This window comes from Streptomyces sp. NPDC031049, from assembly GCF_055571015.1.
Genome location: NZ_JBVIGC010000015.1, coordinates 141166 through 167703, shown reverse-complemented (window position 1 = coordinate 167703; position 26538 = coordinate 141166). Strand labels below are relative to the sequence as shown.

The following is a 26538-nucleotide window of genomic DNA, read 5'->3' as shown; positions in this document are numbered from 1 at the left end:
ATGGGCACGTACACGATTCCGAACGTCGTCGAGCGCACCCCGCGGGGCGAGCGGTCCTACGACGTGTTCAGCCGGCTGCTGTCGGAGCGGATCATCTTCCTCGGCACCGAGATCGACGACGGCGTCGCCAACGTCGTCATCGCGCAGCTCCTGCATCTGGAGTCGGCGGCACCGGAGAACGAGATCGCCGTCTACATCAACTCGCCCGGCGGCTCCTTCACCTCGCTCATGGCGATCTACGACACCATGACGTTCGTGCGGGCGCCGATCTCGACGTTCTGCGTCGGGCAGGCGGCCTCCACGGCGGCCGTGCTGCTGGCCGGCGGGGACCCGGGCCGGCGGTTCGTGCTGGAGCACGCGCGTGTGCTGCTCGGCCAGCCGGCCACCGGGGGCGCCCGGGGCACGGTGTCCGACCTGGCGTTGCAGGCCAAGGAGATGGTCCGCATCCGGTCGCAGGTGGAGGAGGTGCTGGCCCGTCACACCGGACACGACGTGGCGGCGCTGCGCGCGGACATGGACCGCGACAAGGTGTTCACGGCGTCGGAGGCGGTGGCGTACGGGCTGGCCGACGAGGTGCTCAGCCGGCGTCTCGTGACGGTCTGAGACGCGGGGCCGGCGCCGCGCGGCGCCGGCCTCCGGGTGCCTGCCGTCAAGCGGCCAGGCACAGCCCGTCGCGGCGTGCCGTGGGTGTGCCGCGGCGGCCGACCGTGGGCCGCGAGGTCAGGCGGGTCAGCTCTCCCTGGACCCGGGACAGCAGATCGCCGAGGCCGAGGCCGAGGGCCTGGGCGGCGGCCGCGAGCACCTCCGAGGAGGCCTCCTTGCGGCCGCGTTCCACCTCGGAGAGATAGGGCATGGAGATCCGGGCGGCCTCGGCGACGTCCTTCAGGGTGCGCTCCTGTGCCAGTCGCTCACGGCGCAGGACGTCGCCGACCAGGTCGCGCCAGAGCGGCTCCCGGTCCGTGGGCGGCGGGGTGTCCGGCCGGGCCGGGCCGGCGGCGGGACGGAGACCCGGACGCGCGGCGGGAGCTCCCGGGTGTGCGGTGGGGCGCGTTCCCGGAGGGCCGGCGGGCGGGCGCAGAGGGATGACGCGGGCTTCGTTCGGCGCTTGGCTGCTCACCGCTACAGCCTAGGAGCGCCGGGCCCGCGCGGAAGGGTGCGGCGTTCCGCCCTGAGGAGAACGCGATGGCCCTGTGCCTCCTCTGATGCGCTCCGAGAAATGCGGACATACCATGAAATGAGTATGTGTGGCCTACGAAAAGAGCGACGGTTTTCCGCCGCCCGCGCGGGTGGCAGGTATGTGCTGCCCTGACCTGGGTACACGCAAGCCCGAAGGACTCAGGTAGACCGAACCGTGACTTTCGTGGGAGAGGTAATGGACACCGCCGTGATCCGCTCGCAGGCACAGGACGCCGAGGAGGCCGGCGGGACCGGGACGGACGGCGGGTCGCTGCCGGGCGTCGTGGACCCCCGGACCGTCGCCCCGCGGGACGCGCGGGAGTTGTCCCGCCAGTTCTTCCAGCGCCTGACCGAACTCGAAGAGGGCACGCACGAGTACCAGTACGCGCGCAACACCCTCATCGAGATGAACATGTCGCTCGTGCGGTTCGCCGCCGGCCGGTTCCGCGGCCGCGGGGACGACATGGAGGACATCGTCCAGACCGGCATGATCGGTCTGATCAAGGCCATCGACCGGTTCGAGCTGTCGCGCGAGGTCGAGTTCACCTCCTTTGCGCTGCCCTACATCGTCGGCGAGATCAAGCGCTTCTTCCGCGACACCACCTGGGCGGTGCACGTGCCGCGCCGGCTCCAGGAGCTGCGCGTGGAGCTGGCCAAGGCCCGCGAGGAGCTGTCCAGCCGGCTGGACCGCGAGCCCACCGTCAGCGAGCTGGCCACGCTGATGAACATCAGCGAGAGCGAGGTGATCGAGGGGCAGATCGCGTCCAACGGCTACAACTCCTCCTCCCTCGACGCGGCGCTCACCGGTGACGGTCCCGAGGGCGGCGAGGCGGTGCTCGCCGACTTCATCGGCGTCGAGGAGGACGGGCTGCGGCTCGTCGAGGACTTCCACGCGCTGGCCCCGCTCATGGCGGAGCTGAGCGAACGCGACCGGCAGATCATCCATATGCGGTTCGTCGAGGAGGCCACCCAGGCCGAGATCGGCGAGAAGCTCGGGTGCTCGCAGATGCACGTGTCACGGCTGATCAAGCGGATCATCACCCGGCTGCGCGAGGGCATGCTGGGCGAACTGGGCTGCGCCTGAGCCGTCCGGTCGCCACGAGAGGCGCGAACGCGCACGACGACGAGAGCGGGAGGGCCCCCTGCCGCCGCCCCTGGGACACGCACCGGCGCACGGCGGCGGCGGGCTCGGCACCGCAGGGGGCAGCACCGGGTTCGGCACCGCAGGGGGCGGCACGGGGCGAGGCGCGGGCTCAGTCCTCCTGGAGCGGCACCACGGCGCGCACGCGCTTGCCGACCGGGACGCGTTCGACGACGACCTCCCTGGCCAGGGCGTGCACGATCTCCAGGCCGTGGCGGCCGACGCGCTCGGGGTCCCGGGGGAAGCGCCGCGGAATCGATCCGCTGCTGTCGTAGACGGAGACGGTCACGGTGGCGTCCGTGCCCTCCAGCTCCAGGATGTACGGGCCCTTGCTGTGCCGGTCGGCGTTGGTGACCAGCTCGCTCACCACCAGGAGCACCGCGCCGTCGGCCCGCGGGCCGATCCTGGCGCACCACTCGGTCCTGAGCTGGTCGAGGAAGAGCGAGGCGAAGGCACGCGCCTCGGCGATGCTTCCGGGGTCACCGGTGTAGTGCGCCGCCCGCCGTAGCGGGTCCACGGGCACGTCGAAACCAGTCGGTATCACTGCCCCGTCCAGGTGCTCGATCATGCGTTTCTCTCTCGGATGCCGGACTGGCCGGACGCTGCTGCACCAGTCCTCGTACCCCGGCCTCGGCTCCGCAGTCCCCCGGAGCGGCACTGCGGGCATCGTCACAGTCTCGGGGCGCATCCGGATGGTACCCGGGCTGGTCACGGGCGGCCCGGCCGGGAGCCGGACAACGGCGGCGGGGCGGCGTCGGAGGCGGGGCCGGGCGGGAGCCGGGGCGTCACGCGGCGAGCGGACCGGCCGGGGACGGGGGCACCTCGGCGGAGGGGGCGGACTGGGTGCCCGGGTCGTTCGGCGGCGGCTGCTCGGTCGTGCCGGGGTCCTCGGGCGTGCCCGGGTCCTCGGGTGTCCCCGGGTCCTCGGGGGTGCCGGGATCCTCGGAGGTCGGGCCCTCGGTGGTGCCGTCCCCGGTCTCCGGCGGCGAGGCCGGGCCGGTCGGGTCCGTGCCCGGCGGCGTCGGGGACGTCTCGCCGGGGGACGGGGAGGCGGGGTCGGTGGGGGGTTCGGTCTCGCGGTCCTGGGCGCCGGTGTCGCCGGAGGGCCGGGCGATCCACTCGTCGCGCTCCGGGTCGTAGAGGACGAACACCTCCACTGGCCGCGGCGCCGGTTCGACGACGACCACGCCGGAGGGGCGGTACCCCGGCCAGGGGTCGCCCGTCGTCCTCGGTGTCGTCCGCTGGGCGACCGGCTCGGTCAGCGGGTTGCCGCAGGCGCAGCGCACGCGGGGCACGCCCCGGTCGTCCACGAGGACGGCGGTGCCGGCCTGGAGGACGGCCTGGTAGGGGGTGGCCCGTCCGTCGCGGAAGCCGTGGTTGGTGACGCGGGTGTCCACCCGCAGCTGCACCGGGGTCAGCCCGCGCAGGTAGGCCGGCACGTCGGAGGGGTCGACCCCGGCCACCGAGGCGAACGCCCGGTTCTTGTCCGGCTCGGCGCGCAGCGCGTCGATCTGCTTCTCCACGTCGCAGCTGGCGACGTTGCGGGTGCCGCCGTACAGCCCGGGGTCGCCGCCGTTCACGCCGCGCAGCTCGTTGGCCGGTCCGGACTCGGTGGCGGGGCTCGGGGTCTCGGAGGGAACGGAGCTGTCCTTCGCCGTGGACCCGGTGAACGGGTCGGGGCCGCGCGTGCCCGCCGCCTGGAGGAACACCTCGCCCTCGGCGTCGGAGCCGGCCGGCGTGCCGGAGTCCCCGCCGGTGCGGGAGAAGACCACGGCCAGGACGACCGCGGCCACCACGACCGCGGCCAGCACCGCGACGCGCGGCGCGGACCGCCACCACGGGCGGTGCGGCGGCCCGGGCTCGGGACCCATGGAGCTGCCGCCGCCCGAGGGCGGGGGCGGGGGGCCGCCGGAGGGCGGCTGGGAGGGGCCGGTCGGTGATCCGGACGAGGGCCCGGACAGCGGCCCGGAGGGCGGTCCGGTGGGACGGCCGGACGACGGCGGTTCGACGCTCACGAGCTCTTCTTCCGCGAAGACCTGAACGACTCTGACGAGGTTTCAGCCGATATGCGCGCTATCTCGGTATCTCCTCCAATTGTGTGCTCCGGTCCGGGGGTGGGCGCAAGCGGACGCGGACGGCCCTGCCCGGCGGGCGCCCCCCGCGGGCGCTGCTTAGCGTGGCAGGGTGAGTTCGCCAACCCCCTCCCCCGCCGGCCGTACGGTCGCCCGCCACGGCTGGGTGCAGGCGCTCGGCACGGTCCTGGCCGGGCTGGTCGCCATGGGAGTCGTCGCCGCGCTCGGACTGTGGGCGGCGGGCGCCACCGACCTGCCCGGCAACGCCTTCCCCCGGGTCGTCACGGCGACCGTCGTGACCGCCGTCGGCGGGGCGGTCGAACTGTCCGGCGACGCCGGACAGCTCGCCGGCACCGAGGCGTCGCTGGCCGTGATCCCGCTGTCGGTCACCCTGACCGGCGCGCTGGTGATCGCCTGGGGCTTTCTGCGGCCGCTGCGCCACCGCGCGGTGGCCGGCGCGGCGGAGCTGGCCGGCTGGGCGGGCCGGATCGCCGTGCTGTGGCTGCTCGCCCTGCTGGGCCTGGCCTTCGCCGCGCGGCAGACCTTCGAGATCTCCCTCGGCGAGGGACTGGACGAGCTCGGCGACCTGTTCGGCCTCGCCCCGAAGGTCGGCTTCACCACCGACGTGCCGCTGACCGTGCTGTTCGGGACGGTGTGGCTGGCGGGCGTCCTCGCGCTGGCCCTGCTGGCCGCGCACGGCGCGCCGCTTCCGGGGCGGGTCCTGCGCTGGGAGACCTCGGTGCGGCCCGCGGCGTACGCGATGGTGCTGCTGCTGCTCGCCTACGTGGTGATCGGCGCGGTGGTGGGACTGGTCGTCGCGGCGACCCGGGGCCACCCGGCGGAGACGTTCGCGGTCCTGCTGCTGGGGCTGCCCAACCTGGTGTGGCCGGCGCTGACCATCGGGATGGGCGCGGCCTGGGAGGGACGGGTGGAGGGACCGTTCGGGCTGCCGATGCCGCGGGTCCTGGACGAGGTGTTGCGCACACCGGACGTCTCCACGCTCGACCTGGGCACGCTGGCCGAGCACGACGGCCGGGCGTGGTGGCTCCTCGTGGCCGCCGCCGTGCTGCTGCCGGCCGCCGGGTTCGTGAAGGCGGCGCGCACGCCCGGCCGGCTGCCGGCGTGGCGGCACGGGGTGCACATGGCCGTCGCGCTGGCGCTGACGGTGCTGATGATCTGCCTCGTCGGACGGATCTCCGCCCGCTTCGGGCTGTCGGTGCTCGGTATCGGCGACCTGGGCGGCGGACTGTCGGGTGACCTGTTCCTGCGGCCGCGGCTGTGGCGGGCGCTGGGCCTGGCCCTGCTGTGGGGTCTGGTCGCCGGCTTCGTCGGCGCGCTGCCGGCGCGGTGGGCGGTGCGGCGGGGGCGGGGCGCGGTGGGCGGTGCGGCCGACCGCTCCTAGGAGCTGTCCGCCCGATCATGTCACTGTCGGGTGACTCGCGGAGGGTGTTCTTCCTCCCGTGTCTGCAATGTCATGACGGCCGCGTTCCGGTCAAGTGTCCAGTCCGGTCGGGTCAACCGTTCGGAACGGCTTCAAGGACGGCCAGTCGGTGAGGGGGCGTGGTTCTTGGAGGCGGCCCTTGCCGGAGCGGTCGCCCGCGATGTGGACGAGCAGGTACTGGTCGCCGGAGAAGACCCAGAAGCGATGGTCGTCACCGGGAACGGGCAGGACCGCGTCGATCCTGTCCGTGAAGCGGTCCAGTCCGCCGAACGTCTTGCGCCACTGCGCGATCGGAGCCGGCCCGCTCACCCGCCGCGCCGACGCCGGATCCGCACCCGCCTCGACGACCATGTACTCGCTGCCGGAGAACACCCAGAACCTGCCCCGCGCACCCGGAACCGGCATCACCGCATCCACACGCTGCGAGAAACCCGGGGCCCCTCCCATGCTGTCGCTCCAGTCGGTGAGGGGGCGTGGTTCTTGGAGGCGGCCCTTGCCGGAGCGGTCGCCCGCGATGTGGACGAGCAGGTACTGGTCGCCGGAGAAGACCCAGAAGCGATGGTCGTCACCGGGAACGGGCAGGACCGCGTCGATCCTGTCCGTGAAGCGGTCCAGTCCGCCGAACGTCTTGCGCCACTGCGCGATCGGAGCCGGCCCGCTCACCCGCCGCGCCGACGCCGGATCCGCACCCGCCTCGACGACCATGTACTCGCTGCCGGAGAACACCCAGAACCTGCCCCGCGCACCCGGAAGCGGCATCACCGCATCCACACGCAAGCCTGCATGGAGACCGGTGGACGTAGGCCCGGTCCGCCGGGGCGAACCAGAGCCGGGGGCGTCTCCGGTGACGTATGCGGTCACGCCCGCTCCGGTGAGGAGCACCACCACGGCGATCGCCCCCATGATCGCCGTGCGGCGCCGGTTCGCCCCTGCGGCCGACGTGCGGCGCCGGTTCGCGCGTACGGGCGGCACCGGCTGCCGCAGAGTCGCCTGCACCGTTCGGGGAGCGCCGTCGACGATCGATCGCAGCGCGTCCGCGAGCTGTGCGCCGGACGGCCGCATGGCCGGGTCCTTGTCGAGCAACTGCTCGATGACGTCGCCCAGCGGGCCTTGGACATGGACGGAGGGGGGTTCGAAGGCGACGGCGAACGCGGTGGCCGTGAGATCCCCGCGGGCGAAGGGAGTCTGACCGGAGGCGAGGAAGCACAGGGTGACGCCGAGGGAGAACAAATCGCTGGCCGGTCCGGCGGGCTGATCGCGCAGACGTTCCGGGGCCATGTACTCGGCCGAACCGACCACGCCCCCCGCACCCGTGAGACCTGTGTGACCGGACAGGGCGGCAATACCGAAGTCGGTGAGCACGCTGCTGCCGTCCGCGCGCAGAAGTACGTTGGCCGGTTTCACGTCACGGTGCAGCGCACCGGCCGCGTGGACCGCATCCAACGCGGACAGGACCTCCAGGCCGACGCGGGCCGTCTCCGCCGGTGACAGGAGCCCGCTCGATCGCACTCGCTCGCTCAGCGAGCCCCCCGGCACTAGTTCCATGACGATCCACAGACCGCCGTCGAACTCCACCAGATCGTAGATGTCGATCACATGCGCGTGCGTCACCCGGGCGATCGCCCGCGCCTCCGACAGCACACGCCGCATCGCCGCCTGCTGCTCGTACCCGCCGCCAACGGCGTGGAGTTCCTTGACGGCCACCGTCCGCTGCAACAGATGGTCCCAGGCACGCCACACCGTGCCCATCCCGCCGCTACCCAGCCGGTCGGCGAGCACGTACCTGTCGGCGACGACTCGCCCGCCCACGCTTTCGATCACGACGAGACAATGTACATGCCGATCTCCAGGGTGATTCGGGCGCTCACGTGCGGAGCCAGATGACGAGGGCTGCTGCGGTGATGGTGCCGAGGTAGACGTAGCGACGCTTGTCATAGCGAGTGGCCACTGCCCGGTGTTGTTTCAGTCGGTTGATAGCTCGCTCGACAGTGTTGCGTTTTTTGTACCGCTCTTCATCGAAGCCGGGTGGCCGTCCGCCGCGCGACCCGCTGCGCAGTCGGGCGGTCTGGCTGTCGGTCTTCTCCGGAACGTGTGCCGGATGGCCCGGCACCGCAAGTACTCGCGGCACGGGCCGTTGCTGTAAGCCTTGTCCGCCGCGAGGCTGTCAGGTTTCCTGCGCGGCCTGCCCGGCCCGATCCGCGGGACGTGAATCTTCTCCAGCACGGGCTTGAACTGAGTGCAGTCCGCCCGCTGTCCCGGTGTGACGATCAGGGACAGCTGGCGGCAGCGGCCGTCCGTGCTGAGGTGGAGCTTGGTGGTAAACCCGCCGCGCGAGCGGCCCAGGCCCTCACCCTCTGCGCCACCTCCACCAAGCGGGCGACGAGGCTCCGCCACGGCGTTTCGCCCTGTGTTCTGCTGCTGCGCCCCCCCTTTGAGGCGGGGGCAGGCGGTAGTTCGGCGCGTGCGCCGGCAGCATGCTGATGCGCCCGCACGATAGTGGAGTCGACCGAGATGTCCCAGTCGATCTCCCCGGCCGCGTCGGCCTCGGCCTGTACCTGCTGGAGCAGGCGTTCCCAGGTTCCGTCGGCCGACCACAGACGGTGGCGTTCATAGACGGTCTTCCATGGGCCGAACCGTTCGGGCAGGTCACGCCACTGCACGCCGGTCCGCACCCTGTGAAGAATCCCGTCAATCACCTGCCGGTGGTCCCTCCACCTGCCGCAACGCCTGTTGCTCACCGGCAAGAACGGCCGTAGCCGTTCCCACTCGACACCCGTCAGATCGCCCCGCCCCATGTCCACATCAACGACACGACCACGCGGTAGTCACATGATCGACCGGACAGCTCCTAGGGGGTGTCCGCGCGTCCTAGGGGGTGTCCGCACGCTCCAGCCGATGCGTCTAGCGCCGGCGTCCGAAGACCGGCTCGGCCCAGCGGGGCGGGGGCGCGGGACGGTCGGCCGCGCCGCCGGCCGGGGGGTGCGGTTCGGGGCCCTCGGGGCCGATCGCGCCGCGCAGCGCGGCGACGAACGCCAGACAGGACTCGTGCCGGTCCTCGGGGCGCTTGGCGAGGGCCTCGGCGAACACGGCGTCGGCCGCGGCGCCCAGCTCGGGCCGGGCGTCGGTGAGGGGTGCCGGGTCGTCGTACTGGTGGGCCCACAGCAGGGCCAGGTCGTCGTCCCGGCGGAACGGCGGGCGCCCGGCGAGGGTCTCGTAGACGACGCAGGCGAACCCGTAGACGTCGCAGCGGCCGTCGACCGGGCGGCCGGAGATCTGCTCCGGGGAGACGTAGTCGAGGGTGCCGACGAACTGGCCGACCGTGGTGAAGCCGGTGAGCGACAGCGACTTCTTCGTCAGCCCGAAGTCGGTGAGGTAGGCGTACTCGGGGTGTTCGCCGTCCGTGCCGCGGGCGATGAGGATGTTGCCGGGCTTGACGTCCCGGTGGACCAGCCCGTGCTCGTGGGCGGCGTCCAGCGCGGAGGCCACCTGGACGGCGATGCGCAGCGCCGGGGCGGGCGCGAGCGGGCCATGGCGGTCCAGGAGGTGGCGCAGGTCGCTGCCGGGGACGTAGCGCATGGCGATGTACAGCACGCCGTCGGTCTCGCCCGCCTCGAAGACCGGCACGATGTGCGGGTGGTCGATGGCGGCGGCGGCACGGGACTCGTGGGAGAAGCGACGCCGGAAGGTGTCGTTGCGGGCGAGTTCCGGGGCGAGCAGCTTCAGTGCGACGGTGCGGTCCAGTCGCAGGTCGCGGGCCCGGTAGACGACGGCCATGCCGCCGCGCCCGATCTCGTGCTCGATCCGGTACCCCGCGATCCGCCGCCCCACCAGTTCCGACGGACGCCCGGAGAAGACGCTGGTGCGCTCGCTCACCGGTGCTCCCCGTCACCGGTCACGATCCGGGTGGGAGCGGGCGCCTGAGGCGGCTCGCCCTCGCCCACCAGGCGCGTGGCCTCCCGCTCCGGCGGCCCCTCGCCGCCCGCACGACGCTCGTCGCCCTCCTCCCGGGCCGGCCCCGTGCCATGGGCGTCCGGGTACGGCCGCCCCCCGTCGCCCTCGGCCCCGCCGACCACACGCGTGGGCTCGGCCCCGCCGACCAGCCGCGTGGGCTCGGCGTCCGGGGCGCGGCCGCCGGCGGCGCCGCCGGCGGCTGGAGGGCGCACCGGGGGCGGGCCGGCCGGGGCGGGGGGTGAGCCGGGGGCGGCGGACTCCGGTACGAGGCGGGTCGGTGAGTAGTGCCGCTCCGCCCCGGGCTCCGCCCCGCCGGGTGCGGGCCGGCCCGCGGGCCCGGCCTCGGGTGCGGCCCGGGTCGGCCGGGCCGGCGCCGCCTGGTCCGGTGCGCTTCCCCGAGCGCCTCGCCGAGCGTCCGCCTCCGGCGGTACGGCATCGTCGTGGGCGCCGGACGTCCGGTCCGCGAGGGCGTCGTCCGTGGCGTAGGTGTTCAGCCGGGTGCCGTCGCCGTGGACCCACTGCGAGCGGTCGGTGTCGTACAGCCACACCGACTCGCCGTCCACCACCACCCCGACCCGCAGCCCCCGTGTGCGGGCGCGGAAGGACTCGCCGTCGAGCGTGCCGCCCGCCAGCTCCTCGACGGCGGCGCGGTAGCGGGCCAGGCCCTGTTCGGCGCGGGTGAGCAGCGGCCGGGGATCGGCGGTGCGGTCCTGCGGGCCGCCGGCGGCGGGCGGGTCCTGCGGTACGGCGACCAGGAGCCTGCCGTCCACCCAGGCCGACCATCCGTTGGAGCACAGCACGTGCGCCCAGTCGCCGGTGCGTTCGACCAGCTGCACCGGCAGCAGCGGGTCGAGGGGCACGGTGGGCCTGCCGGGGTCGGGGCTCTCCCACGCGGGCAGTCCGTGCCGCGGGACGACGTGGCTGGGCCGGAAACCGGGAGTGGTCATCGGGGCGCCTACTTCCGCATGACGACGGGCTCGTGGCGGCGCAGCAGCCGGGAGACGACGAAGCCGAAGACGACGCTGAGCACGACGAGCATGCCGATGTCGAGCAGCCAGACGCCCGCCGCGTGCTCGAACAGCGGGTCGGCGGTCCGTTCGCCGGGCACGATGCGGCCGAGGCCGATCGTGCCGGCCATCGCCGCGAACGCCCAGCGGGCCGGGACCAGCCACGCCAGCTGCTCGAGGCCGGGCACGCCGTCCAGTCCGAGCAGGGCGCCGCAGAAGACGACCTGGACGATGGCGAGCAGCACCAGCAGCGGCATCGTCACCTCCTCCTTGCGGACCAGCGCGGAGACGAGCAGCCCGAGCATCATCGCGGTGAACGCCAGCAGGGCGACGGCCACGGTGATCTCCACGAGCGGTGGCAGGAACACCCCTGTCCCGCCCGGCGCCCCGAGGTCCACGCCGAGGAGGGCGACCAGGGTCAGCACCACCGCCTGGACGACGGTGATCGCGCCCAGGACGACGACCTTGGACATGAGGTACGCCGATCTGGACAGGCCCACCGCCCGTTCCCGCTGGTAGATCACCCGTTCCTTGACCAGTTCCCGGACCGCGTTGGCCGCGCCGGTGAGCACGCCGCCGACGCACAGGATCAGCAGCGCGTTCATCGCCGTGTCCTGGGTGAGCCGGCCGCCGGCCAGCGCGCGGGCCATCGCGCCCATCACGAACGGCAGGGCGACCATGATGGCGAGGAAGGTGCGGTCGGCGCTCAGCGCGGCGGCGTACCGGCGCACCAGCGTGCCGAGCTGGGCGGTCCTGCTGCGGGGCCGGGGCGGCGCGGTGATGACGACCGGTCCGGACCGCGGCTGCCGGGGCTGCGCGGTGTCGCGGACGTAGCGGTGGTACAGCGGCGAGTCGGCGAACCGGCCCGCCCAGTCCCGCTCGCGGTCCCGTTCGAAGGCCTCGAAGGCCTCGGGCCACTGCGCGAAGCCGAAGAAGGGCAGCGCCTCGTCCGGCGGCCCGTAGTAGGCCACCTTGCCGCCGGGTGCGAGGACGAGGAGCCGGTCGCAGACGTCGAGGCTGAGCACGCTGTGCGTGACCACGACGACGGTGTGGCCGTCGTCGGCGAGGCCGCGCAGCATGTGCATCACCGACCGGTCCATGCCGGGGTCGAGGCCGGAGGTCGGTTCGTCGAGGAAGAGCAGCGACGGCTTGGTCAGCAGTTCCAGGGCGACGCTGACCCGTTTGCGCTGTCCGCCGGACAGGCTGTGCACGGGCTGGTCGGCGCGCTGGTCCAGACCCAGTTCGCGCATCACCTCCTCGACCCGGGCCTGCCGCTCTGGCTTGGCGGTGTCCTGCGGGAAGCGCAGTTCGGCGGCGTAGGACAGGGCGCGGCGGACGGTCAGCTGGGGGTGCAGGATGTCGTCCTGCGGGACGAGTCCGATGCGCTGCCGCAGTTCGGCGTAGTCGTGGTAGAGGTCGCGGCCGTCGTAGAGGACGGTGCCGTGGTCGGCGGGCCGCTGGCCGGTGAGGGCGTTCAGCAGGGTCGACTTGCCGGCGCCGCTCGGTCCGACGACGGCGAGCAGGCAGTCCTCCCGCACCGGGAAGGACACGTCCTCCAGCAGCGTCCTGCGCCCGCGTTCGACGGCGACCCTGAGGTCCTGCACGTCGAGGGAGACCTCGCCGGTGTCGACGTACTCCTGGAGCATGTCGCCGACGAGGCAGAAGTCCGAGTGGCCGATGCCGACCACGTCGCCGGGGCCGATCGCCGCGGTGGTGACGCGCAGGCCGTTGAGGTAGGTGCCGTTGTGACTGCCGAGGTCGGCGATCTCGTACGTCCCGTCGGGCCGCGAGCGCAGTTCGGCGTGGTACCGGGAGACGATGAGGTCGTCGACGACGAGGTCGTTGTCGGCGGCCCGGCCGATGCGGACCGTGCGGGCGGGCAGCGGACGCACGCTCGTGGGCTGCCGGTAGGTGGAGGTCAGCGCGGGGTGCGAGACGACCGACGGGCGCTCGGGAGCCGCCGGGGCGGGGCGGCCGAGGAGCACCACGCGGGGGCCGTCCGCCGGGCTGCCGAACCGGATGACGCTGCCGGGGCCGACGTCCCGGGCGTCGATCCGGTCGCCGTCGGCGTAGGTGCCGTTGGTGCTGTGCTCGTCGCGGAGCGTCCAGTGGCCGTCCTCGGGCCGCAGCACCGCGTGGTGCCACGAGACCCGGTCGTCGTCGAGGACGACGTCGCTCAACGGGTCGCGCCCGACGTGGTAGTCGCGGCTCGGACTCATCACCGTGGAGCCGGTGTCGGTCTCCAGGACGAGTTCGGGCGCGGTCGGGGCGCCCGGCCGCTCAGCCATGCCTGAATTCTACCGATTAGCCCAGATGTGTGCCTGGTGCTCGGGACGCCGGGCTCAGCCCACGGGCACCAGCAGCGGTGGCGCCGCGCGCTGCATGCGCAGGGCGTCCACGGACTCGGCGAGCAGTTCGTACTCGGTGGTGTCGTCGCTGGTGGCGATGCGCACCAGCCGCCCCGCGGCCAGCTCGTCGGCCACCTGTTCCTGCCGTACGTCGTCGGCGCACCAGGCCCGCAGCACGGCCGGCACGTCGGGCACGGAGGCGGCGACCTCGGTCAGCGCGCCGGAGGGCAGGTGCGGGGCGTCCGGCCGCGGGTCGAGGCGCTCGGCGATCCAGGAGGCCCGGTCGCGCAGCCACCACAGGGCGAGGGCGAGGGTGGGGGCACGGTAGGTTCCCAGCGGTACGCCGATGCGCCGTCCGTCGCAGACGCCGTACGCGGTGACATGGCACAGGAACTCGTCGTGCACTGGTCCCCTCCCCCGTCGCTCGGCCCACCGGCCGGTCCGGACGGGCGGCCGTGCGGATCATGTGCGGTGCGTGAGGACGCCGTCGCATGGTGTGAGACGCCCTAGCAGACGAGTATGTTGACCGCTGAAACAGAGTCACCACGAGTTTCCGGCCACTCTCCTGGCATATTCACGGCCGCCGTTGGCCGAAACGCGACGAGCCCCCGGTCGCCGGCGGTCCCCTCGGCGGGGCCGCCGGCGACCAGGGAAGATCATCGCCCCGCTACCTCCGGACGATCGCGTCGATGCGCTCCAGCTCGCCGGCGTCGAAGTCCAGATCGCGAGTGGCCGCGACGCTGTCCTCCAGCTGCTGCGGGCTGCTCGCGCCGACCAGGGCGGAGGTCACCCGGCCGCCGCGCAGCACCCAGGCCAGCGCCATCTGCGCCAGCGACTGGCCCCGCGCCTTGGCGATCTCGTCCAGGGCGCGCAGCCGCTCCACCAGTTCCCCGGTCACCGCGTCGGAGTTCAGGAAGGGGCTGTCGCTCGCCGCGCGCGAGTCCTCGGGGATGCCGTCGAGGTAGCGGGCGGTCAGCAGCCCCTGCTCCAGCGGGGAGTAGGCGATGGAGCCGACCTGGAGCTCGTCCAGGGCGTCGAGCAGGCCCTCGTCCTCGGGGCGGCGGTCCAGCATCGAGTAGCGCGGCTGGTGGATCAACAGCGGGGTCCCCAGGTCGGCGAGGATGCGGGCGGCCTCGCGGGTCTGCTCCGCGGAGTAGTTGGAGACGCCGACGTACAGAGCCTTGCCCTGCTGCACCGCCGAGTGCAGGGCGCCCATCGTCTCCTCCAGCGGAGTCTCCGGGTCGGGGCGGTGCGAGTAGAAGACGTCGACGTAGTCCAGGCCCATGCGCTTCAGGCTCTGGTCGAGCGAGGACAGCAGGTACTTGCGCGAACCCCACTCGCCGTACGGACCGGGCCACATCAGATAGCCGGCCTTGGTGGAGATCACCAGCTCGTCGCGGTGGCGGGCGAAGTCGGAGGCCAGGGCCGCGCCGAGGGCGGACTCGGCGGCGCCGGGCGGCGGACCGTAGTTGTTGGCCAGGTCGAAGTGGGTCACGCCGAGGTCGAAGGCGCGGCGCAGTATGGCGCGCTGGGTCTCGACCGGCCGGTCCGGTCCGAAGTTGTGCCACAGGCCGAGCGAGAGCGCGGGAAGCTTCAGGCCACTGCGTCCGGTGCGCCGGTAGGGCATGTCCGCGTAGCGGTCGGGGTGAGCGGTGTACAACGCGACTCCAGAGGGGTTGGCACCCGAGGTACGGGCTGTTGTCGGACCGGGTCCACTCTGTCGCGGCCTGCGGGCAGTGGTCCAACAGAAGGATCCGATGGGATTGAGCGACTAGGCTGCTCAATCAGCGACTAGGCTGCTCAATCATGGAACTGCGCCATCTGCGGCACTTCGTGGCGGTCGCCGAGGACCAGCACTTCACCCGCGCGGCGGAGCGGCTGCTGGTCTCCCAGTCCGGTCTGTCGGCGTCCATCCGGGCGCTGGAGCGGGAGCTGGGGACCCCGCTGTTCGTGCGGACCACCCGGCGGGTGACGCTGACCGAGGCCGGGCGGGCGCTGCTGGGCGAGGCCCGGCGCGTCCTGGCGCAGGTGCGGGCGGCGCACGAGGCGGTCGCCGCCGTGCAGGGGGTGCTGCGGGGCACGCTGTCGCTGGGCACCGAGCAGTGCATCGCCGGGGTGCCCGTGGCCCGGCTGCTCGCGGCGTTCCGGCAGCGCCATCCGGACGTGGAGATCCGGCTGCGGCAGGCGGGGTCCGGGGAGCTCGCGGAGGAGGTCGCGGCCGGGCGGCTGGACCTCGCGTTCGCCTACCGGACGCAGGCGGACCCGGACCAGCTCCGCTCGGCCTCGCTCAACAGCGAGCCGATGACGGTGCTGTGCCACCCCGGCCACCCGCTGGCGGACGGCTCCGCCGTGCTGAGCCCGCCGGACCTCGCCGAGGAGGTCTTCGTGGACTTCCACCCGGACTGGGGCCCGCGCCGGGTCACCGACGCGGCGTTCGCGGCGGCGGGCGTGCGGCGGACGGTCGCCCTGGAGGTCAACGACGTGCACGGGCTGCTGGACCTGGTGGACGAGAACCTCGGCATCGCCGTCGTGCCCCGGCACTTCCGGCACAAGCGGGCGTCCCTGACCGCGCTGCCGCTGAAGGACCCGGGCGGCACGGAGTACGAGACCATCGCCCTGCTGCCGTCCCCGCAGGCCACCAGTCCGGCGGCGCAGGCGCTGATGGGTCTGCTGGACACGGGCGGCGCCTGAGCGCCGGATGCGCCATGGTGGACGCATGCTTGCAAAGGACATCCTCATCGAGGGCTACGGCCGCATCCGGGAAGAGGTCCACGCCGCCGTCGAGGGGCTCGGCCCCGACGACCTGAACGCCCGTCCGGCCGGCGGCGCCAACTCCGTGGCCTGGCTGGTCTGGCACCTCACCCGGGTCCAGGACGACCACATCGCGGACGCCTTCGGCCTGGAGCAGGTGTGGCTCACCGGGGGCACCGGGGAGAGCGAGGGCTGGGCGGAGCGCTTCGCGCTGGGCCTGCCCCGCCACGACACCGGGTACGGGCACGGCTCCGCGCAGGTCGGCAAGGTGCGGGTGGACTCGGCGGACCTGCTGACCGGCTACTACGACGCCGTGCACGAGCAGACGCTGGGCGCCCTGCGCTCCGTGGCCGCCAAGGACCTGGAGCGGATCGTGGACGAGAACTGGGACCCGCCGGTCACCCTGGGCGTGCGGCTGATCAGCGTCCTGTCCGACGATCTCCAGCACGTCGGACAGGCCGCCTATGTGCGCGGGCTGCTTCAGAGCGCCGCGTCGTAGCCCGGCAGGACCACGTCCCGGATCAGCGCGGTGCGCTCGTCGAACGGGATGAAGGCGCTCTTGACGGCGTTCACCGTCACTGTGCGCAGGTCCTCCAGGCTCCAGCCCGCCTGCTCCACCAGCAGGGACATCTCGCGGGTCATGGTCGTGCCGGAGACCAGACGGTTGTCGGTGTTGACGGTGACGCGGAAGCCGAGGTCCTTCAGCGCGGTGATCGGGTGCTCGGCGATGGAGGTGGCGGCGCCCGTCTGGAGGTTGGACGTCGGGCACATCTCCAGCGCGATGCGGCGGTCGCGCACCCAGCCGGCCAGCCGGCCCAGCTTGCCGCCGGCCAGGTCGGGGATGTCGTCGGTGATCCGCACGCCGTGGCCGATGCGCTGAGCGCCGCACACCTGGAGCGCCTGGTGGATGCTGGGCAGGCCGTGGGCCTCGCCGGCGTGGATGGTGAACGGCACGTTCTCGCGGCGCAGGTACTCGAAGGCGGCGAGGTGGTCGGCGGGCGGGAAGCCGTCCTCGGCACCGGCGATGTCGAACCCGACCACTCCGGCGTCCCGGAAGGCCACGGCCAGGTCGGCGGTCTCCTTGGTGCGGTCGAACATCCGCATGCCGCACAGCAGGGTGCCGACGCGCACGGGGGTACCGGCCGCCGCGGCCTTCGCCATGCCGGCGGCGAGTCCCTCCTGCACGGTCTCCACGACCTCGGCCAGGGCCAGCCCGCCCTTGAGCATCAGCTCGGGGGCGTAGCGGACCTCGCCGTAGACGACGCCGTCGGCGGCGAGGTCGAGGACGTACTCCTCGGCCGTGCGCAGCAGGCCCTCGCGGGTCTGCATCACGGCGAGGGTGTGCTCGAAGGTGGCGATGTAGCGCACCAGGTCGCCGGAGTTGGCGGCCTCGTAGTACCAGGCGGCCAGCTCGTCGGGGTCGGTGGTGGGCAGCGTGTGGCCGACGGAGGCGGCCAGCTCCACCACGGTGGCGGGACGCAGGCCGCCGTCGAGGTGGTCGTGGAGCACAGCCTTGGGGAGGCGGCGGACGACATCGGTGTCTATGCGCGTAGATGACATGGTGCGGTGTTCCTCGGCCTGTCGGTTCGAGCGGATGTACGGGGGCTGGTCAGGGGCCGGCGGGCTGGAGGAGGTCCCAGCGGTTGCCGTAGAGGTCCTGGAAGACGGCGACGGTGCCGTACGGCTCGCGCCGGGGCTCCTCCAGGAAGGTCACGCCGGCGGAGGTCATCCGGGCGTGGTCGCCGGTGAAGTCGTCGGTGTACAGGAAGAAACCGACGCGTCCGCCGGTCTGGTCACCGACCCTGGCCCGCTGCGCCTCGCCCTTGGCCCGGGCGAGGAGCAGCGCGGTACCGGGCGCGGACCCGGGCGGCTCGACGACGACCCAGCGCGAGCCGTCGGGCCGGGGCGCGTCCTCGGCCAGGCGGAAGCCCAGCGCCTCGGTGTAGAAGCGGATCGCCTCGTCGTAGTCGTCGACGACGAGGGCGATCAGGGCGATGCGGGCCATCGAAGACCTTTCGGGCGAGCGGCGGACGTCGGGAGGCGGTGGCGGGCGACGGCGCGGAGGCCGGTCGGTTGACCGGAGAGGTTATACGTAAAACTGCCGTACGCCAAACCCCGACCGGCCGACGCCGCCGCCCGGGTCCGGCCGGCGGTGGCGTGGAGGTGGCCGCCGGGGACGGGACCCGACGACGACGGCCGGGGCCTTCCTCACGGGGCCAGGAGGGTTTCCCGGCTGTCGTCCGGGGGGTTCTCCCGGCTGCCGTCCCGGTTCTCCCGGCTGTCGTGAGGAAGGCCCCGGCCGCTTGCGGGCAAGGCCCCGGACCGCCCGCGAAGGCAGCGGCCCGGTACGCCTGCCGCCGGGTGCCACCGCACGGGCGGCAGGAGCGGGACGAGGGGCACGAGTCCCCGGCCCCGGTCCCGGCGCCCGGCAGGGAGGCGGGGGCCGGGAGGCGGGGGCCGGGAGGCGGGGGCCGGGAACCGGCGGGCGCGCGGGCCCCGTCAGCAGTACAGGTTGCCGCCCGGCGAGACCCCGAGGATCTGCGTGAACTGCTGGTACTTGCTCACCCGGCTCTGCACCTGGCCCGGATTGCGGCCGTCGCACTCCAGGGAGCCGTTGATCGAGCGGATCGTCTGGCCGAAGCCGTGGCCGCCGACCATGGCGTTGTGCGGGGTCATCGTGCCGGGCCCGGACTGGGTGTTCCAGTACCACAGGGCCGTCTTCCAGGCGACGGCCGCGTCGTTCTGGACCAGCCAGGGGTTGTTCAGCAGGTCGATGCCGAGGGCGTCGCCCGCGGCCTTGTAGTTGAAGTTCCAGCTGAGCTGGATCGGGCCGCGCCCGTAGTAGGCGGCCTGGCCCGCCGGGCAGCCGTAGGGCCGGCCCCAGTCGCAGTAGTGCGGGTAGTTGGCGGTGTTCTGCTCGACGATGTGCACCAGCCCGCCGGTCTCGTGGCTGACGTTGGCGAGGAAGGCGGCGGCCTCCTGCTTCCTGGTGGTGTCGCTGCCGGTGTTGGCGAAGCCGGGGTAGGCCTTCAGCGCGGCGGTCAGGCCGCTGTAGCTGTAGAACGAATTCCGGTTGGGGAACATCTGGTTGAACTGGGCCTCGGTGACCACGAAGGTGCCGACGGGCGTCCCGGAGCCGTTGTCACAGGCGTACGGCTCCCAGTACCAGGTGCTGATCGTCGGGTCGTAGCCCGGGTTGGCGTGCTCGGCGATGTAGGCCTTGCCGTCGGTGTAGCGGACGATGTCACCGGCGGCGTAGGACTTGCCGGCCACCCAGTTCGGGTAGCTGGAGCACGGGGCGGCGGCGGCCGGCGAGGCCGGCAGCAGGACGGGCGTGGCGCCCGCGAGGGCGAGCACGGCCACGGCGGCGGACAGACGGCGCCTCGACACAGGGATCAACTCCTTCGTGCGGCACGGCCGCTCCCGTACCGGGGCAGGGCGGAGCGGAGCCTCGGACGCACGTGCCGGTCCGGACCGGCCACGGCGAGGGCGGCCGTGGTGGGGGGTGTGGACGCACACTCAACCGCTTTGGTCTGTACCAGTCAAGGGTTTAGACCAGTCAACTCAGCTAGCCACCGGCCGGATTGGCGGGCCGAGCGGCCGGGCGCCGTGCGAAACACCTGGCGCGGCGCCGGGGATCCGCTGCGCCGAAGCGGGCCGACGTGGAGGGGGTACGGCACGGGAGGGGCGCCGGCGCGGAGCGGTACGGCGCGGGAGGGACGCTTCGGCGCGGAGCGGTAGGGCGCGGAGGGGGCCGGCGTGCAGGAGGCCGGCATGGAGGGGGGAGCCGGCATGGAGGGGGCCGGCACGGAGCGGCCCGGCGATCGCGAGAATCCCTTCATGACCACCACGCCTCACGCACTCGTCACCCGCGCCCGCCGGCTCGCGGACGACCTCCTCGCCCCCCACGCCCAGCGCGTCGACCAGGAAGGTGTCCCCGTCTCCCACCTGGACGCCGTCCGCCGGTCCGGCATCCTCGGGGTGAGCGCGCCCGAGGAGTCCGGTGGCGCGGGCGCACCGGACTCGGTGGCGCGGGAGATCCAGGAGATCCTCGCCGGGGCCTGCTGCTCGACCTGGTTCGTGCAGACCCAGCACCACACGCCCGTGCGGATGCTGGCGAGGGCTGCGGGCGACGTGCCCGTGCGCGAGCGGCTCCTGCGGCCCCTGGCGACGGGCGAGTTGCTGTCCGGCATCGCGTACGCCCACCTCCGCGCCTTCCCCCGGGTCCCGGTGCGGGCCACGGCCGAGCGGGGCGGCTGGCGCTTCGACGGCACGGTGCCCTGGTACACCGGCTGGGGACTGAACGACGTGATGCTGCTCGCGGGCGTCACGGAGGCGGCCGAGGCGGTGTTCGCGTTCACCGAGGCGAGGGAGCAGCCGGGACTGCGGGCGTCACCGCCGATGCGGCTGGCGGCGCTGACGGCCGCCCGTACGGTCTCGCTCGACCTGGACGGGCTGTGGGTGCCGGAGGACTCCGTCGCCCTGCGCATTCCTCAGGCGGAGTTCGCGCGCGTCGACATCCCGCGCAGCACCAACACCTCGCCGGCCGTCTTCGGCGTGGCATACGCCGCGCTGCGGCTGCTGGCCGACGCCCCGGGGGGCCGGGAGGCGTCGCGCGCACTGCGGGACCGACTGGACGAGGCGCGGGAGCGGGCGTACGCACTCGCCGAACACCCCGCCCCGCACGAGCACATGGACGAGCGGCTGGCGGTGCGGACGCGGGCGTACGACCTGATGCGCGCGGCGACGACCGCGGCGGTCGTCGCCGGGGGCGGCCGTGCGACGAGCCTGGACAGCCCGGCCCAACGCCTCGCCCGTGAGGGCGTGTTCCTGCTGGTGCAGGGTCAGACGGCACCGGTGCGCGAGGCCCATCTGGCCGCACTGGGGGCGACCTGAGCGTCCGGGCCGGCACCGCACACGGCTCTCGGCCCGCCGCCCGGTTCGGCCGGCGACGCCCGTGTCACCCCTCGTCTCGGCCGGCGGCGCCGGTCTCACTCCTCGTCGCGCCCCGGCACCACCACGAGGAACGCGTCCGACTTCAGGTCCATCACGACCGTCGCTGGCTCGCCCTCGGCGCGCCGCGCCGCCGCGTACTCCTCCGCCGGCCACGAACCGCGCGGAGCCCCCGCGGGAAACCGCTCCAACACCTTCGCGCCCATAGCGGCACACACCTCCACCACACCGAACGAGCGACACGACCACGACGGTCGACACGACCGGTCACGATCGACGGGAACGCACTCCGTGCGTACGAATCGCCTGCCCCGGATCTTTCCTGTCATGTACCGGCCGCCGATGCCCGGGGGTCCAGGCCGCGGCGGATCGCCCCGGCCGCCCGGCCTCTCCCCGGCCACCCCTACACATAAGGGACAAATAAGCGCAGAATGAACCTACGCGGCGCTTACCGCATACCGCACAGAAGCGGTCTGCTCTGCCAGTCGATAAGGAGACGACTCATGGCCAACGTCTCGCACCCCAGAGGGGACATCTCGGCCCACCCCGACGCCCAGGAGATGCAGGCACGCTACGCCCGCATGCTGGGCGGCCGTGACGTGGCACTCGTGGACGGGCCGGTGTTCCTGCTCGGCCTGTACTGTGCCGTGTCCCCGTGGATAGTCCACTACACAACGAGCCAGCCGTCGCTCGCCACCCACAACCTGATCGTGGGCATCGCCATCGGGCTGCTGGCTCTCGGGTTCACCAGGGCCCCGGAGCGCATGTACGGCCTCAGCTGGGCCATGTGCGCCATGGGCGTGTGGATGATCATCGCGCCCTGGATCGTCGGCAGCAGTCCGGATGCCGGCGTCGTGTGGAACAACATCATCATCGGCGCGCTGGCCCTTGTCCTCGGGATGGTCTGCGCCGGTACGGCGGCGAAGAGCACCCCCAAGCCGTAGTTCCGAGAAGGAAAGGACCAGCAGGCAGGCCGATCCGCACCCGCGGACCGGCCTGTGGTCCGTCCGGCCCCCAGGCCCGCCGCCGTAGGGTGATCGGTCGTAGATCACTCACGAGGAAGGCAGGTCCCGCGCCATGGTCGTGAAGGAAGCCGAGCTGCCCCGTCTGCGCCGGTGCGTGGAGCTGGCGGCCGAGGCACTGGAGGCCGGGGACGAGCCGTTCGGCTCGGTGCTGGTGGGCGCGGACGGCGCGGTGCTGGCGGAGGACCGCAACCGGGTGGCCGACGGCGACCGCACCCGCCACCCGGAGTTCGCGCTGGCCCGCTGGGCGGCCGCCCGGATGACACCGCAGGAGCGGGCGGCCGCGACGGTGTACACGTCCGGCGAGCACTGCCCGATGTGCGCCGCCGCGCACGCCTGGGTGGGGCTCGGCCGCATCGTGTACGTCGCCTCGTCCGACCAGTTGTCGGCCTGGCTGGCCGACCTGGGCGTGCCCGCTCCGCCGGTGCGGACCCTGGCGATCCAGGAGGTGGCGCCGGGCGTGGCCGTCGACGGCCCCGTGCCGGAGCTGGTGGAGGAGGTGCACGCGCTGCACCGCCGGTTCCACGGCGGACACGGGTGACGCCGACGCCGCGCCACGCCCCGGCTCCACCGACACGCCGGGCGCCTGCCGGCCTCGATGCCCGCCAGGCTCCGGCGGCACCTACAGGCCCGGGCGCCTGCCGGCCTCGGTGCCTGCCCTGCCCCGGCGGCGTCCGTCCAGGGCCCGGTGTCTGCCGGAACGCCGGACGGCTCGTGAGGGGAACCGCCGACCGCCCGGGTCAGGTGTCGGCGCCCGGACGGAAGCGGCGGTAGAGGACGGCGCCGCCGAGGAGCAGCGTGGCCCCGCCCGCCACAGCGGGGAGCAGTCCGTCGGCCCCGGTGTCGGCCAGCGACGAGGTGGCCCGGGGCGGGGCGGCCTGCGGGGCCGGCCCGGGCTCGGCGCGCTCCGCCGGCGGCTCGGAGGTCTCCGGCTCCGGCTCGGCGGGGCGGTCCGGGCGCTCGGGACGGTCGCCCGGACCGTTCTCGGACTCGTTGCCCGTCGCCGGGTTGCCGATGCCCACCACGTTCACCGAGTTGCCGGTGACGTTGACCGGCAGCTCGACCGGCAGCTGGACGCCGTTGCCCGACACCAGGCCCGGCGAGTCCGCCGCACGCCCCTCGGCGCGGGCTCCACCGGACGACCCCCGGCCGGCGTCCCGGGAGCCACCGTCCTGCTTCTGCTTCGCCCGCTCGCCCCCGCCGGTGTTGGCGCAGCTGTTGCCCGTCGCGGGGTTCAGGAGCCCGACCACGTTCACGGTGTTCCCGCACACGTTCACCGGGACGTGCACCGGGAGCTGGACGGTGTTGCCGGAGATCACCCCGGGCGAGCCGGCCGCTGATCCGTCGGCGGCGGCGCCGTCGGAGGCGAAGGCCGCACCCGGAACCGTCATGGCCATCGCACCGGAGGCGGCGACCGCGAGCGCACCGTATCGGGTAACCCTTCTCATAGGTTCCCTGCCTTCCAGACTTGGTCGCGGGCACTCACCCGCACCGGATAAAACGCGGGCGCACCATCCGAGTTATGGCTTATCGGCCTTTCACCCAATCGAGTGGCCCGTTTGTCGAACGAGCGGCAAAGAGGCCGGACGCCACGCCGGGCCGTACCCCGGGCACGCGGCACTCGGGGGTGACCGCCCGCCCGGAGGCGGGCCGTCCGGGTGCCGCTTATGGTGGGCGAGGGCGCCGCCCTCCGGTCCGCGACGGGGCGCCCGGGAGGCATCGATGCTGGTCAAGCTGTCGACAGGGCCCAGGGCCGCGGTCCGGCGCCGTACGGTCGTCGGGATGCTCGGGCTGGTACTGCTCGCCACCGCACTGCCCGTGGCGGCGCAGCCCGTGGCGGCGGACGACGGCGGAGCGCCCGGTCTGGCCCGGTTCTACGATCAGAAGATCCGCTGGTCGGCGTGCGACGGCCTGGACGCCCCCGACGACCTCCAGTGCGGAAAGGTCACCGTGCCGCTCGACTACGCCCGCCCCGGCGCGGGCACGCTCGACCTGGCGCTCGCCCGCTACCGGGCGACCGGCGACTCCAAGGGCTCGGTCCTGCTGAACTTCGGCGGCCCCGGCGGCTCGGGCGTCAGCGAACTGGCCGCCGGCGGCAAGGACTTCATGCACCTCACCAACGGCTACGACGTGGTGAGCTTCGACCCGCGCGGCGTCGGCCGGTCCTCCCCCGTCAGCTGCGGCCCCGGCTCCGTCGAGATCATGGAGGCGACCGACGGGGACGAGAACCTGCGCGACCCGAAGGACGTCCTGCGGCAGCTGCGGAACGCCGCCGCCGACTGCGCCGAGCACTCCGGCCCCGTCCTGCCCCACATAGGCACGGTCAACGCCTCCCGCGACATGGACGTGATGCGCGCGGCGCTCGGCGACGACAGGCTGAACTACCTCGGCTTCTCCTACGGCACCCGGCTCGGCGCGGTCTACGCCGCCCAGTTCCCCGACAAGGTGGGCCGGGTGGTGCTGGACGGCGTGGACACCCTGACCGAACCGCTGACCGAACAGGGCCTGGCCGGTGCGCAGGGGCAGCAGCGGGCGCTGGAGAACTTCCTCACCTGGTGCGCCGAGGACATCGCCTGCCCCTTCGGCCAGGACGCCCGCGACGCCCGGCGGCAGATCGTCCAGCTGGTCGGATCGCTGGACGAGGACCCGGTGCCGAGCGCCTTCGGGGAACCGTTCTCCGGTCAGGACCTGGTGGCCGCCGTCGGGCAGGCGCTGTACAGCCGGGAGCTGTGGCCCGCCCTGTCCCGGGCCCTGGCGCAGCTCGTGGAGGACGGCGACACGCGCGGCCTGGAGGGCTTCGTCTCCGGCGGTGTCACCTTCCCGGTCCGCCGGGGGCCGTCCGGCGGCCTCACCGACCCCGAGGACGTCCCGCTGGACAACCTCCCCGCGGCGCTGATGGCGATCAACTGCGCCGACGACCCGGACCGCCCCACCGCCGAGCAGGTCACCCGCTCCCTCGGCCGGCTGCGCGAGCGGTACGAGGAGGCCTCGCCGGTCTTCGGCCGGTACCGGCTCACCCAGGTGCTGATGTGCTACGGCCGCCCCAAGGGCACCGACTTCCTCCGCGACGAGGTCAAGGACCTGGACACCCCGAAAATGCTGCTGGTCGGCACGCGCGGGGACCCGGCGACGCCGTACCGCTGGACGGTGGAGACGGCCGAGCGGCTGGGTCCGTCCGCCGTGGTGCTGGACAACAAGGGCGAGGGCCACACCGGCTACGCCTCCTCCGAGTGCGTGCACCGCAAGGTCGACGACTTCCTGCTGCACGGCTCGCTGCCGCCCCACGGCAGCTCCTGCGGCTCCCAGGACGCCGCGGGAGAGACGGACGAGGACTCCTGAGCCGACGACCGGGGCGGCCGCCCCGCGCGCTGCGCCGGGGCCCGGAAAGCACAGACCAGAACCGCCTCGGAAGTACCAATTAAGCAGATTGCTCGGTATGCACTGATTACTCCGAATGCCTGATACGCCCATCGGACCTATCGTGCTGACATGGAGCACGATCTCACCCCCGCCGCCCTCGCCGAACTCCGGCGCCCCCGCCCCTATCCGGCGGTGTCGGTGCTGACGCCGACCCACCGCCGGGAACCCGACAACGCCCAGGACCGGCTCCGGCTGCGCCACGCCGTCGGAGAGGCCCGGAAACGGCTCGAGGCCGATCCCGCAGTCACCCGGGAGCGCCGCCTGGAGGTCGTCCGGCAGCTCGACGAGGCACTCGCCGAGGTCGACCTGACGCACGCCGAGGACGGACTGGCGATCTTCGCCGCGCCGGGCGAGCACCAGGTCTGGACCCTCAGCCGCAGTGTGCCCGAGCGTGTGGTGCTCTCGGACACCTTCCTCACCCGCAACCTGGTAGCGGCCCACACCGCCGAGCGGCCCTTCTGGGTGCTGTCGGTCGCGGCCGACCGGGTCACCCTGTGGAGCGGCGGCCCGGACCGCGTCGTGGAGGAGCGCATCGCCGGCTTCCCCATGACCCGGCCGGCGGAGAACTTCGACCCGGAGCGCCGGCAGCGCACCGGCGACTCCCCGAGCACCTTCCGGGACGAGGGCACCCGCCGGTTCCTGCGCGAGGCCGACGCGGCACTCGGCAGGGTGCTGCGCGAGCAGCCGCGCCCGCTGTACGTCACCGGTCCGGAGGCCGCGCTGGCCGTCCTGGAAGGGGCCGGCAGCGTCGCCCGGGGCGCGGTGCACGTCCCGCACGGCGGACTGGCGCACGGGTCGCCGGAGGCCGTCCGGCAGGCGGTCCGGCCGCTGCTCGCCGCCGAGGCGCGCCGGTCGGCCGACGCGGTCTCCCAGGAGCTGGAGTCCGCCCGCGGGCGGCGGGACTTCGCGGCCGGCGTCGACGAGATCTGGCAGAGCGCGCGGGCCGGCCGGGTGCGGCTGCTGGCCGTCGAGGAGAACTACCGGACGACGGTCGTGGACGCCGGCGACCATCTGGAACCGGCCGACGGCGGTGACCTCGACGCCCGTGAGGACGTCGTGGACGAGATCGTCGAGCAGTGCCTGGAGACGGGCGCCGAGGTCCGCTTCGTCCCGGACGGCACGCTGGGGGACATGGAGGGCATCGCGGGCGTGCTGCGCTTCTGAACCCGGTGACGCCGGGGTGCCCGCGCGGCCGTGTACGGCCGGGTCTTGACGACCGTGAAACCCTGTTCGCCGTACACATATCCGCCGCGCGG

The 26538-nt window shown here is 73.4% G+C and carries 24 protein-coding genes and 1 pseudogene; 10 read left to right on the top strand and 15 right to left on the bottom strand.

Translation table 11 applies throughout. The features are described from left to right. Positions 1-603: a ClpP family protease gene (locus tag ACZ45Q_RS24790; RefSeq protein ID WP_468265094.1), complete on the top strand. Its 603-nt coding sequence runs from the start codon at positions 1-3 to the stop codon at positions 601-603. Between the two features lie 46 nt (positions 604-649). On the opposite strand, the gene ACZ45Q_RS24785 is transcribed toward ACZ45Q_RS24790, so the two are convergent. Next, positions 650-1117 carry a helix-turn-helix domain-containing protein gene (locus tag ACZ45Q_RS24785; RefSeq protein WP_468265092.1) on the bottom strand — a complete coding sequence of 156 codons (468 nt, stop codon included), beginning with the start codon at positions 1115-1117 and terminating at the stop codon, positions 650-652. A 255-nt stretch (positions 1118-1372) separates the two neighbouring features. On the opposite strand from ACZ45Q_RS24785, the gene ACZ45Q_RS24780 reads away from it, so the two are divergent. Continuing rightward, positions 1373-2260, top strand: a complete 888-nt coding sequence (locus ACZ45Q_RS24780) for an RNA polymerase sigma factor SigF (protein ID WP_468265226.1) — start codon at positions 1373-1375, stop codon at positions 2258-2260. 169 nt (positions 2261-2429) lie between these two features. On the opposite strand, the gene ACZ45Q_RS24775 is transcribed toward ACZ45Q_RS24780, so the two are convergent. Both ACZ45Q_RS24775 and ACZ45Q_RS24770 read right to left on the bottom strand, forming a co-directional pair. After that, complete coding sequence (locus ACZ45Q_RS24775; protein ID WP_468265090.1) at positions 2430-2885, bottom strand: ATP-binding protein; 456 nt, start codon at positions 2883-2885, stop codon at positions 2430-2432. Between the two features lie 217 nt (positions 2886-3102). After that, entirely contained in the window at positions 3103-4332 is a 1230-nt protein-coding gene (locus tag ACZ45Q_RS24770) for a DUF6777 domain-containing protein (RefSeq protein WP_468265088.1), read from the bottom strand. Between the two features lie 169 nt (positions 4333-4501). Between ACZ45Q_RS24770 and ACZ45Q_RS24765 the strand changes: the two genes are divergently transcribed. Further along, complete coding sequence (locus ACZ45Q_RS24765; protein ID WP_468265086.1) at positions 4502-5791, top strand: streptophobe family protein; 1290 nt, start codon at positions 4502-4504, stop codon at positions 5789-5791. A gap of 90 nt (positions 5792-5881) precedes the next feature. On the opposite strand, the gene ACZ45Q_RS24760 is transcribed toward ACZ45Q_RS24765, so the two are convergent. The 7 genes and pseudogenes from ACZ45Q_RS24760 to mgrA all read right to left on the bottom strand — a co-directional run bounded on the left by ACZ45Q_RS24760 (position 5882) and on the right by mgrA (position 14796). Further along, positions 5882-7651 carry a protein kinase domain-containing protein gene (locus ACZ45Q_RS24760; protein WP_468265084.1) on the bottom strand — a complete coding sequence of 590 codons (1770 nt, stop codon included), beginning with the start codon at positions 7649-7651 and terminating at the stop codon, positions 5882-5884. Positions 7652-7694: 43 nt separating this feature from the next. Beyond that, positions 7695-8625, bottom strand: a pseudogene (locus ACZ45Q_RS24755) (IS5 family transposase). Positions 8626-8731: 106 nt separating this feature from the next. Next, a complete protein-coding gene (locus tag ACZ45Q_RS24750) occupies positions 8732-9703 on the bottom strand; it encodes a serine/threonine-protein kinase (protein ID WP_468265082.1) in 972 nt (323 codons plus the stop codon). Next, a complete protein-coding gene (locus ACZ45Q_RS24745; protein ID WP_468265080.1) occupies positions 9700-10728 on the bottom strand; it encodes a hypothetical protein in 1029 nt (342 codons plus the stop codon). The genes ACZ45Q_RS24750 and ACZ45Q_RS24745 overlap by 4 nt, the downstream gene beginning before the upstream one ends. Positions 10729-10736: 8 nt before the next feature. Next, on the bottom strand, positions 10737-13076 hold the full coding sequence (locus ACZ45Q_RS24740; RefSeq protein ID WP_468265078.1) for an FHA domain-containing protein: 2340 nt from the start codon (positions 13074-13076) through the stop codon (positions 10737-10739). Between the two features lie 54 nt (positions 13077-13130). Continuing rightward, positions 13131-13541 carry a hypothetical protein gene (locus ACZ45Q_RS24735; protein WP_468265076.1) on the bottom strand — a complete coding sequence of 137 codons (411 nt, stop codon included), beginning with the start codon at positions 13539-13541 and terminating at the stop codon, positions 13131-13133. Positions 13542-13803: 262 nt separating this feature from the next. After that, on the bottom strand, positions 13804-14796 hold the full coding sequence (gene mgrA / locus ACZ45Q_RS24730) for an L-glyceraldehyde 3-phosphate reductase (RefSeq protein WP_468265074.1): 993 nt from the start codon (positions 14794-14796) through the stop codon (positions 13804-13806). A 146-nt stretch (positions 14797-14942) separates the two neighbouring features. Between mgrA and ACZ45Q_RS24725 the strand changes: the two genes are divergently transcribed. Together ACZ45Q_RS24725 and ACZ45Q_RS24720 are read left to right on the top strand one after the other, a co-directional pair. Next, a complete protein-coding gene (locus ACZ45Q_RS24725; RefSeq protein ID WP_468265072.1) occupies positions 14943-15827 on the top strand; it encodes a LysR family transcriptional regulator in 885 nt (294 codons plus the stop codon). Between the two features lie 25 nt (positions 15828-15852). Beyond that, on the top strand, positions 15853-16386 hold the full coding sequence (locus ACZ45Q_RS24720) for a mycothiol transferase (RefSeq protein WP_468265070.1): 534 nt from the start codon (positions 15853-15855) through the stop codon (positions 16384-16386). Here the strand turns inward: ACZ45Q_RS24720 and ACZ45Q_RS24715 are convergent. The 3 genes from ACZ45Q_RS24715 to ACZ45Q_RS24705 all read right to left on the bottom strand — a co-directional run bounded on the left by ACZ45Q_RS24715 (position 16368) and on the right by ACZ45Q_RS24705 (position 19277). Beyond that, positions 16368-17447 (bottom strand): adenosine deaminase, encoded by a 1080-nt coding sequence (locus tag ACZ45Q_RS24715; RefSeq protein WP_468265068.1) that lies wholly within the window; start codon positions 17445-17447, stop codon positions 16368-16370. The genes ACZ45Q_RS24720 and ACZ45Q_RS24715 overlap by 19 nt on opposite strands. A gap of 49 nt (positions 17448-17496) precedes the next feature. After that, positions 17497-17892, bottom strand: coding sequence for a VOC family protein (locus tag ACZ45Q_RS24710; protein WP_468265066.1), 396 nt, complete (start codon positions 17890-17892; stop codon positions 17497-17499). A gap of 494 nt (positions 17893-18386) precedes the next feature. Further along, positions 18387-19277, bottom strand: a complete 891-nt coding sequence (locus ACZ45Q_RS24705) for a glycoside hydrolase family 19 protein (RefSeq protein ID WP_468265064.1) — start codon at positions 19275-19277, stop codon at positions 18387-18389. 450 nt (positions 19278-19727) lie between these two features. Here ACZ45Q_RS24705 and ACZ45Q_RS24700 point away from each other — a divergent pair, with 450 nt between their 5' ends. After that, positions 19728-20783, top strand: coding sequence for an acyl-CoA dehydrogenase family protein (locus ACZ45Q_RS24700; protein WP_468265063.1), 1056 nt, complete (start codon positions 19728-19730; stop codon positions 20781-20783). Between the two features lie 95 nt (positions 20784-20878). On the opposite strand, the gene ACZ45Q_RS24695 is transcribed toward ACZ45Q_RS24700, so the two are convergent. Then, positions 20879-21046, bottom strand: coding sequence for a hypothetical protein (locus ACZ45Q_RS24695; protein WP_468265061.1), 168 nt, complete (start codon positions 21044-21046; stop codon positions 20879-20881). A gap of 297 nt (positions 21047-21343) precedes the next feature. Here ACZ45Q_RS24695 and ACZ45Q_RS24690 point away from each other — a divergent pair, with 297 nt between their 5' ends. Together ACZ45Q_RS24690 and ACZ45Q_RS24685 are read left to right on the top strand one after the other, a co-directional pair. After that, positions 21344-21784, top strand: a complete 441-nt coding sequence (locus ACZ45Q_RS24690; RefSeq protein WP_468265059.1) for an SPW repeat protein — start codon at positions 21344-21346, stop codon at positions 21782-21784. Positions 21785-21917: 133 nt separating this feature from the next. Next, entirely contained in the window at positions 21918-22403 is a 486-nt protein-coding gene (locus ACZ45Q_RS24685) for a nucleoside deaminase (RefSeq protein ID WP_468265057.1), read from the top strand. Between the two features lie 199 nt (positions 22404-22602). Here the strand turns inward: ACZ45Q_RS24685 and ACZ45Q_RS24680 are convergent, their stop codons facing one another. After that, the gene (locus ACZ45Q_RS24680; protein ID WP_468265055.1) at positions 22603-23310 is read right to left on the bottom strand and encodes a chaplin; all 708 of its coding nucleotides are present in this window, start codon (positions 23308-23310) and stop codon (positions 22603-22605) included. Positions 23311-23584: 274 nt separating this feature from the next. Between ACZ45Q_RS24680 and ACZ45Q_RS24675 the strand changes: the two genes are divergently transcribed. Both ACZ45Q_RS24675 and ACZ45Q_RS24670 read left to right on the top strand, forming a co-directional pair. Beyond that, the gene (locus ACZ45Q_RS24675; protein ID WP_468265053.1) at positions 23585-25201 is read left to right on the top strand and encodes an alpha/beta hydrolase; all 1617 of its coding nucleotides are present in this window, start codon (positions 23585-23587) and stop codon (positions 25199-25201) included. A 150-nt stretch (positions 25202-25351) separates the two neighbouring features. Next, on the top strand, positions 25352-26446 hold the full coding sequence (locus ACZ45Q_RS24670; protein ID WP_468265051.1) for a baeRF3 domain-containing protein: 1095 nt from the start codon (positions 25352-25354) through the stop codon (positions 26444-26446). The last annotated feature ends 92 nt before the right edge of the window (positions 26447-26538 follow it).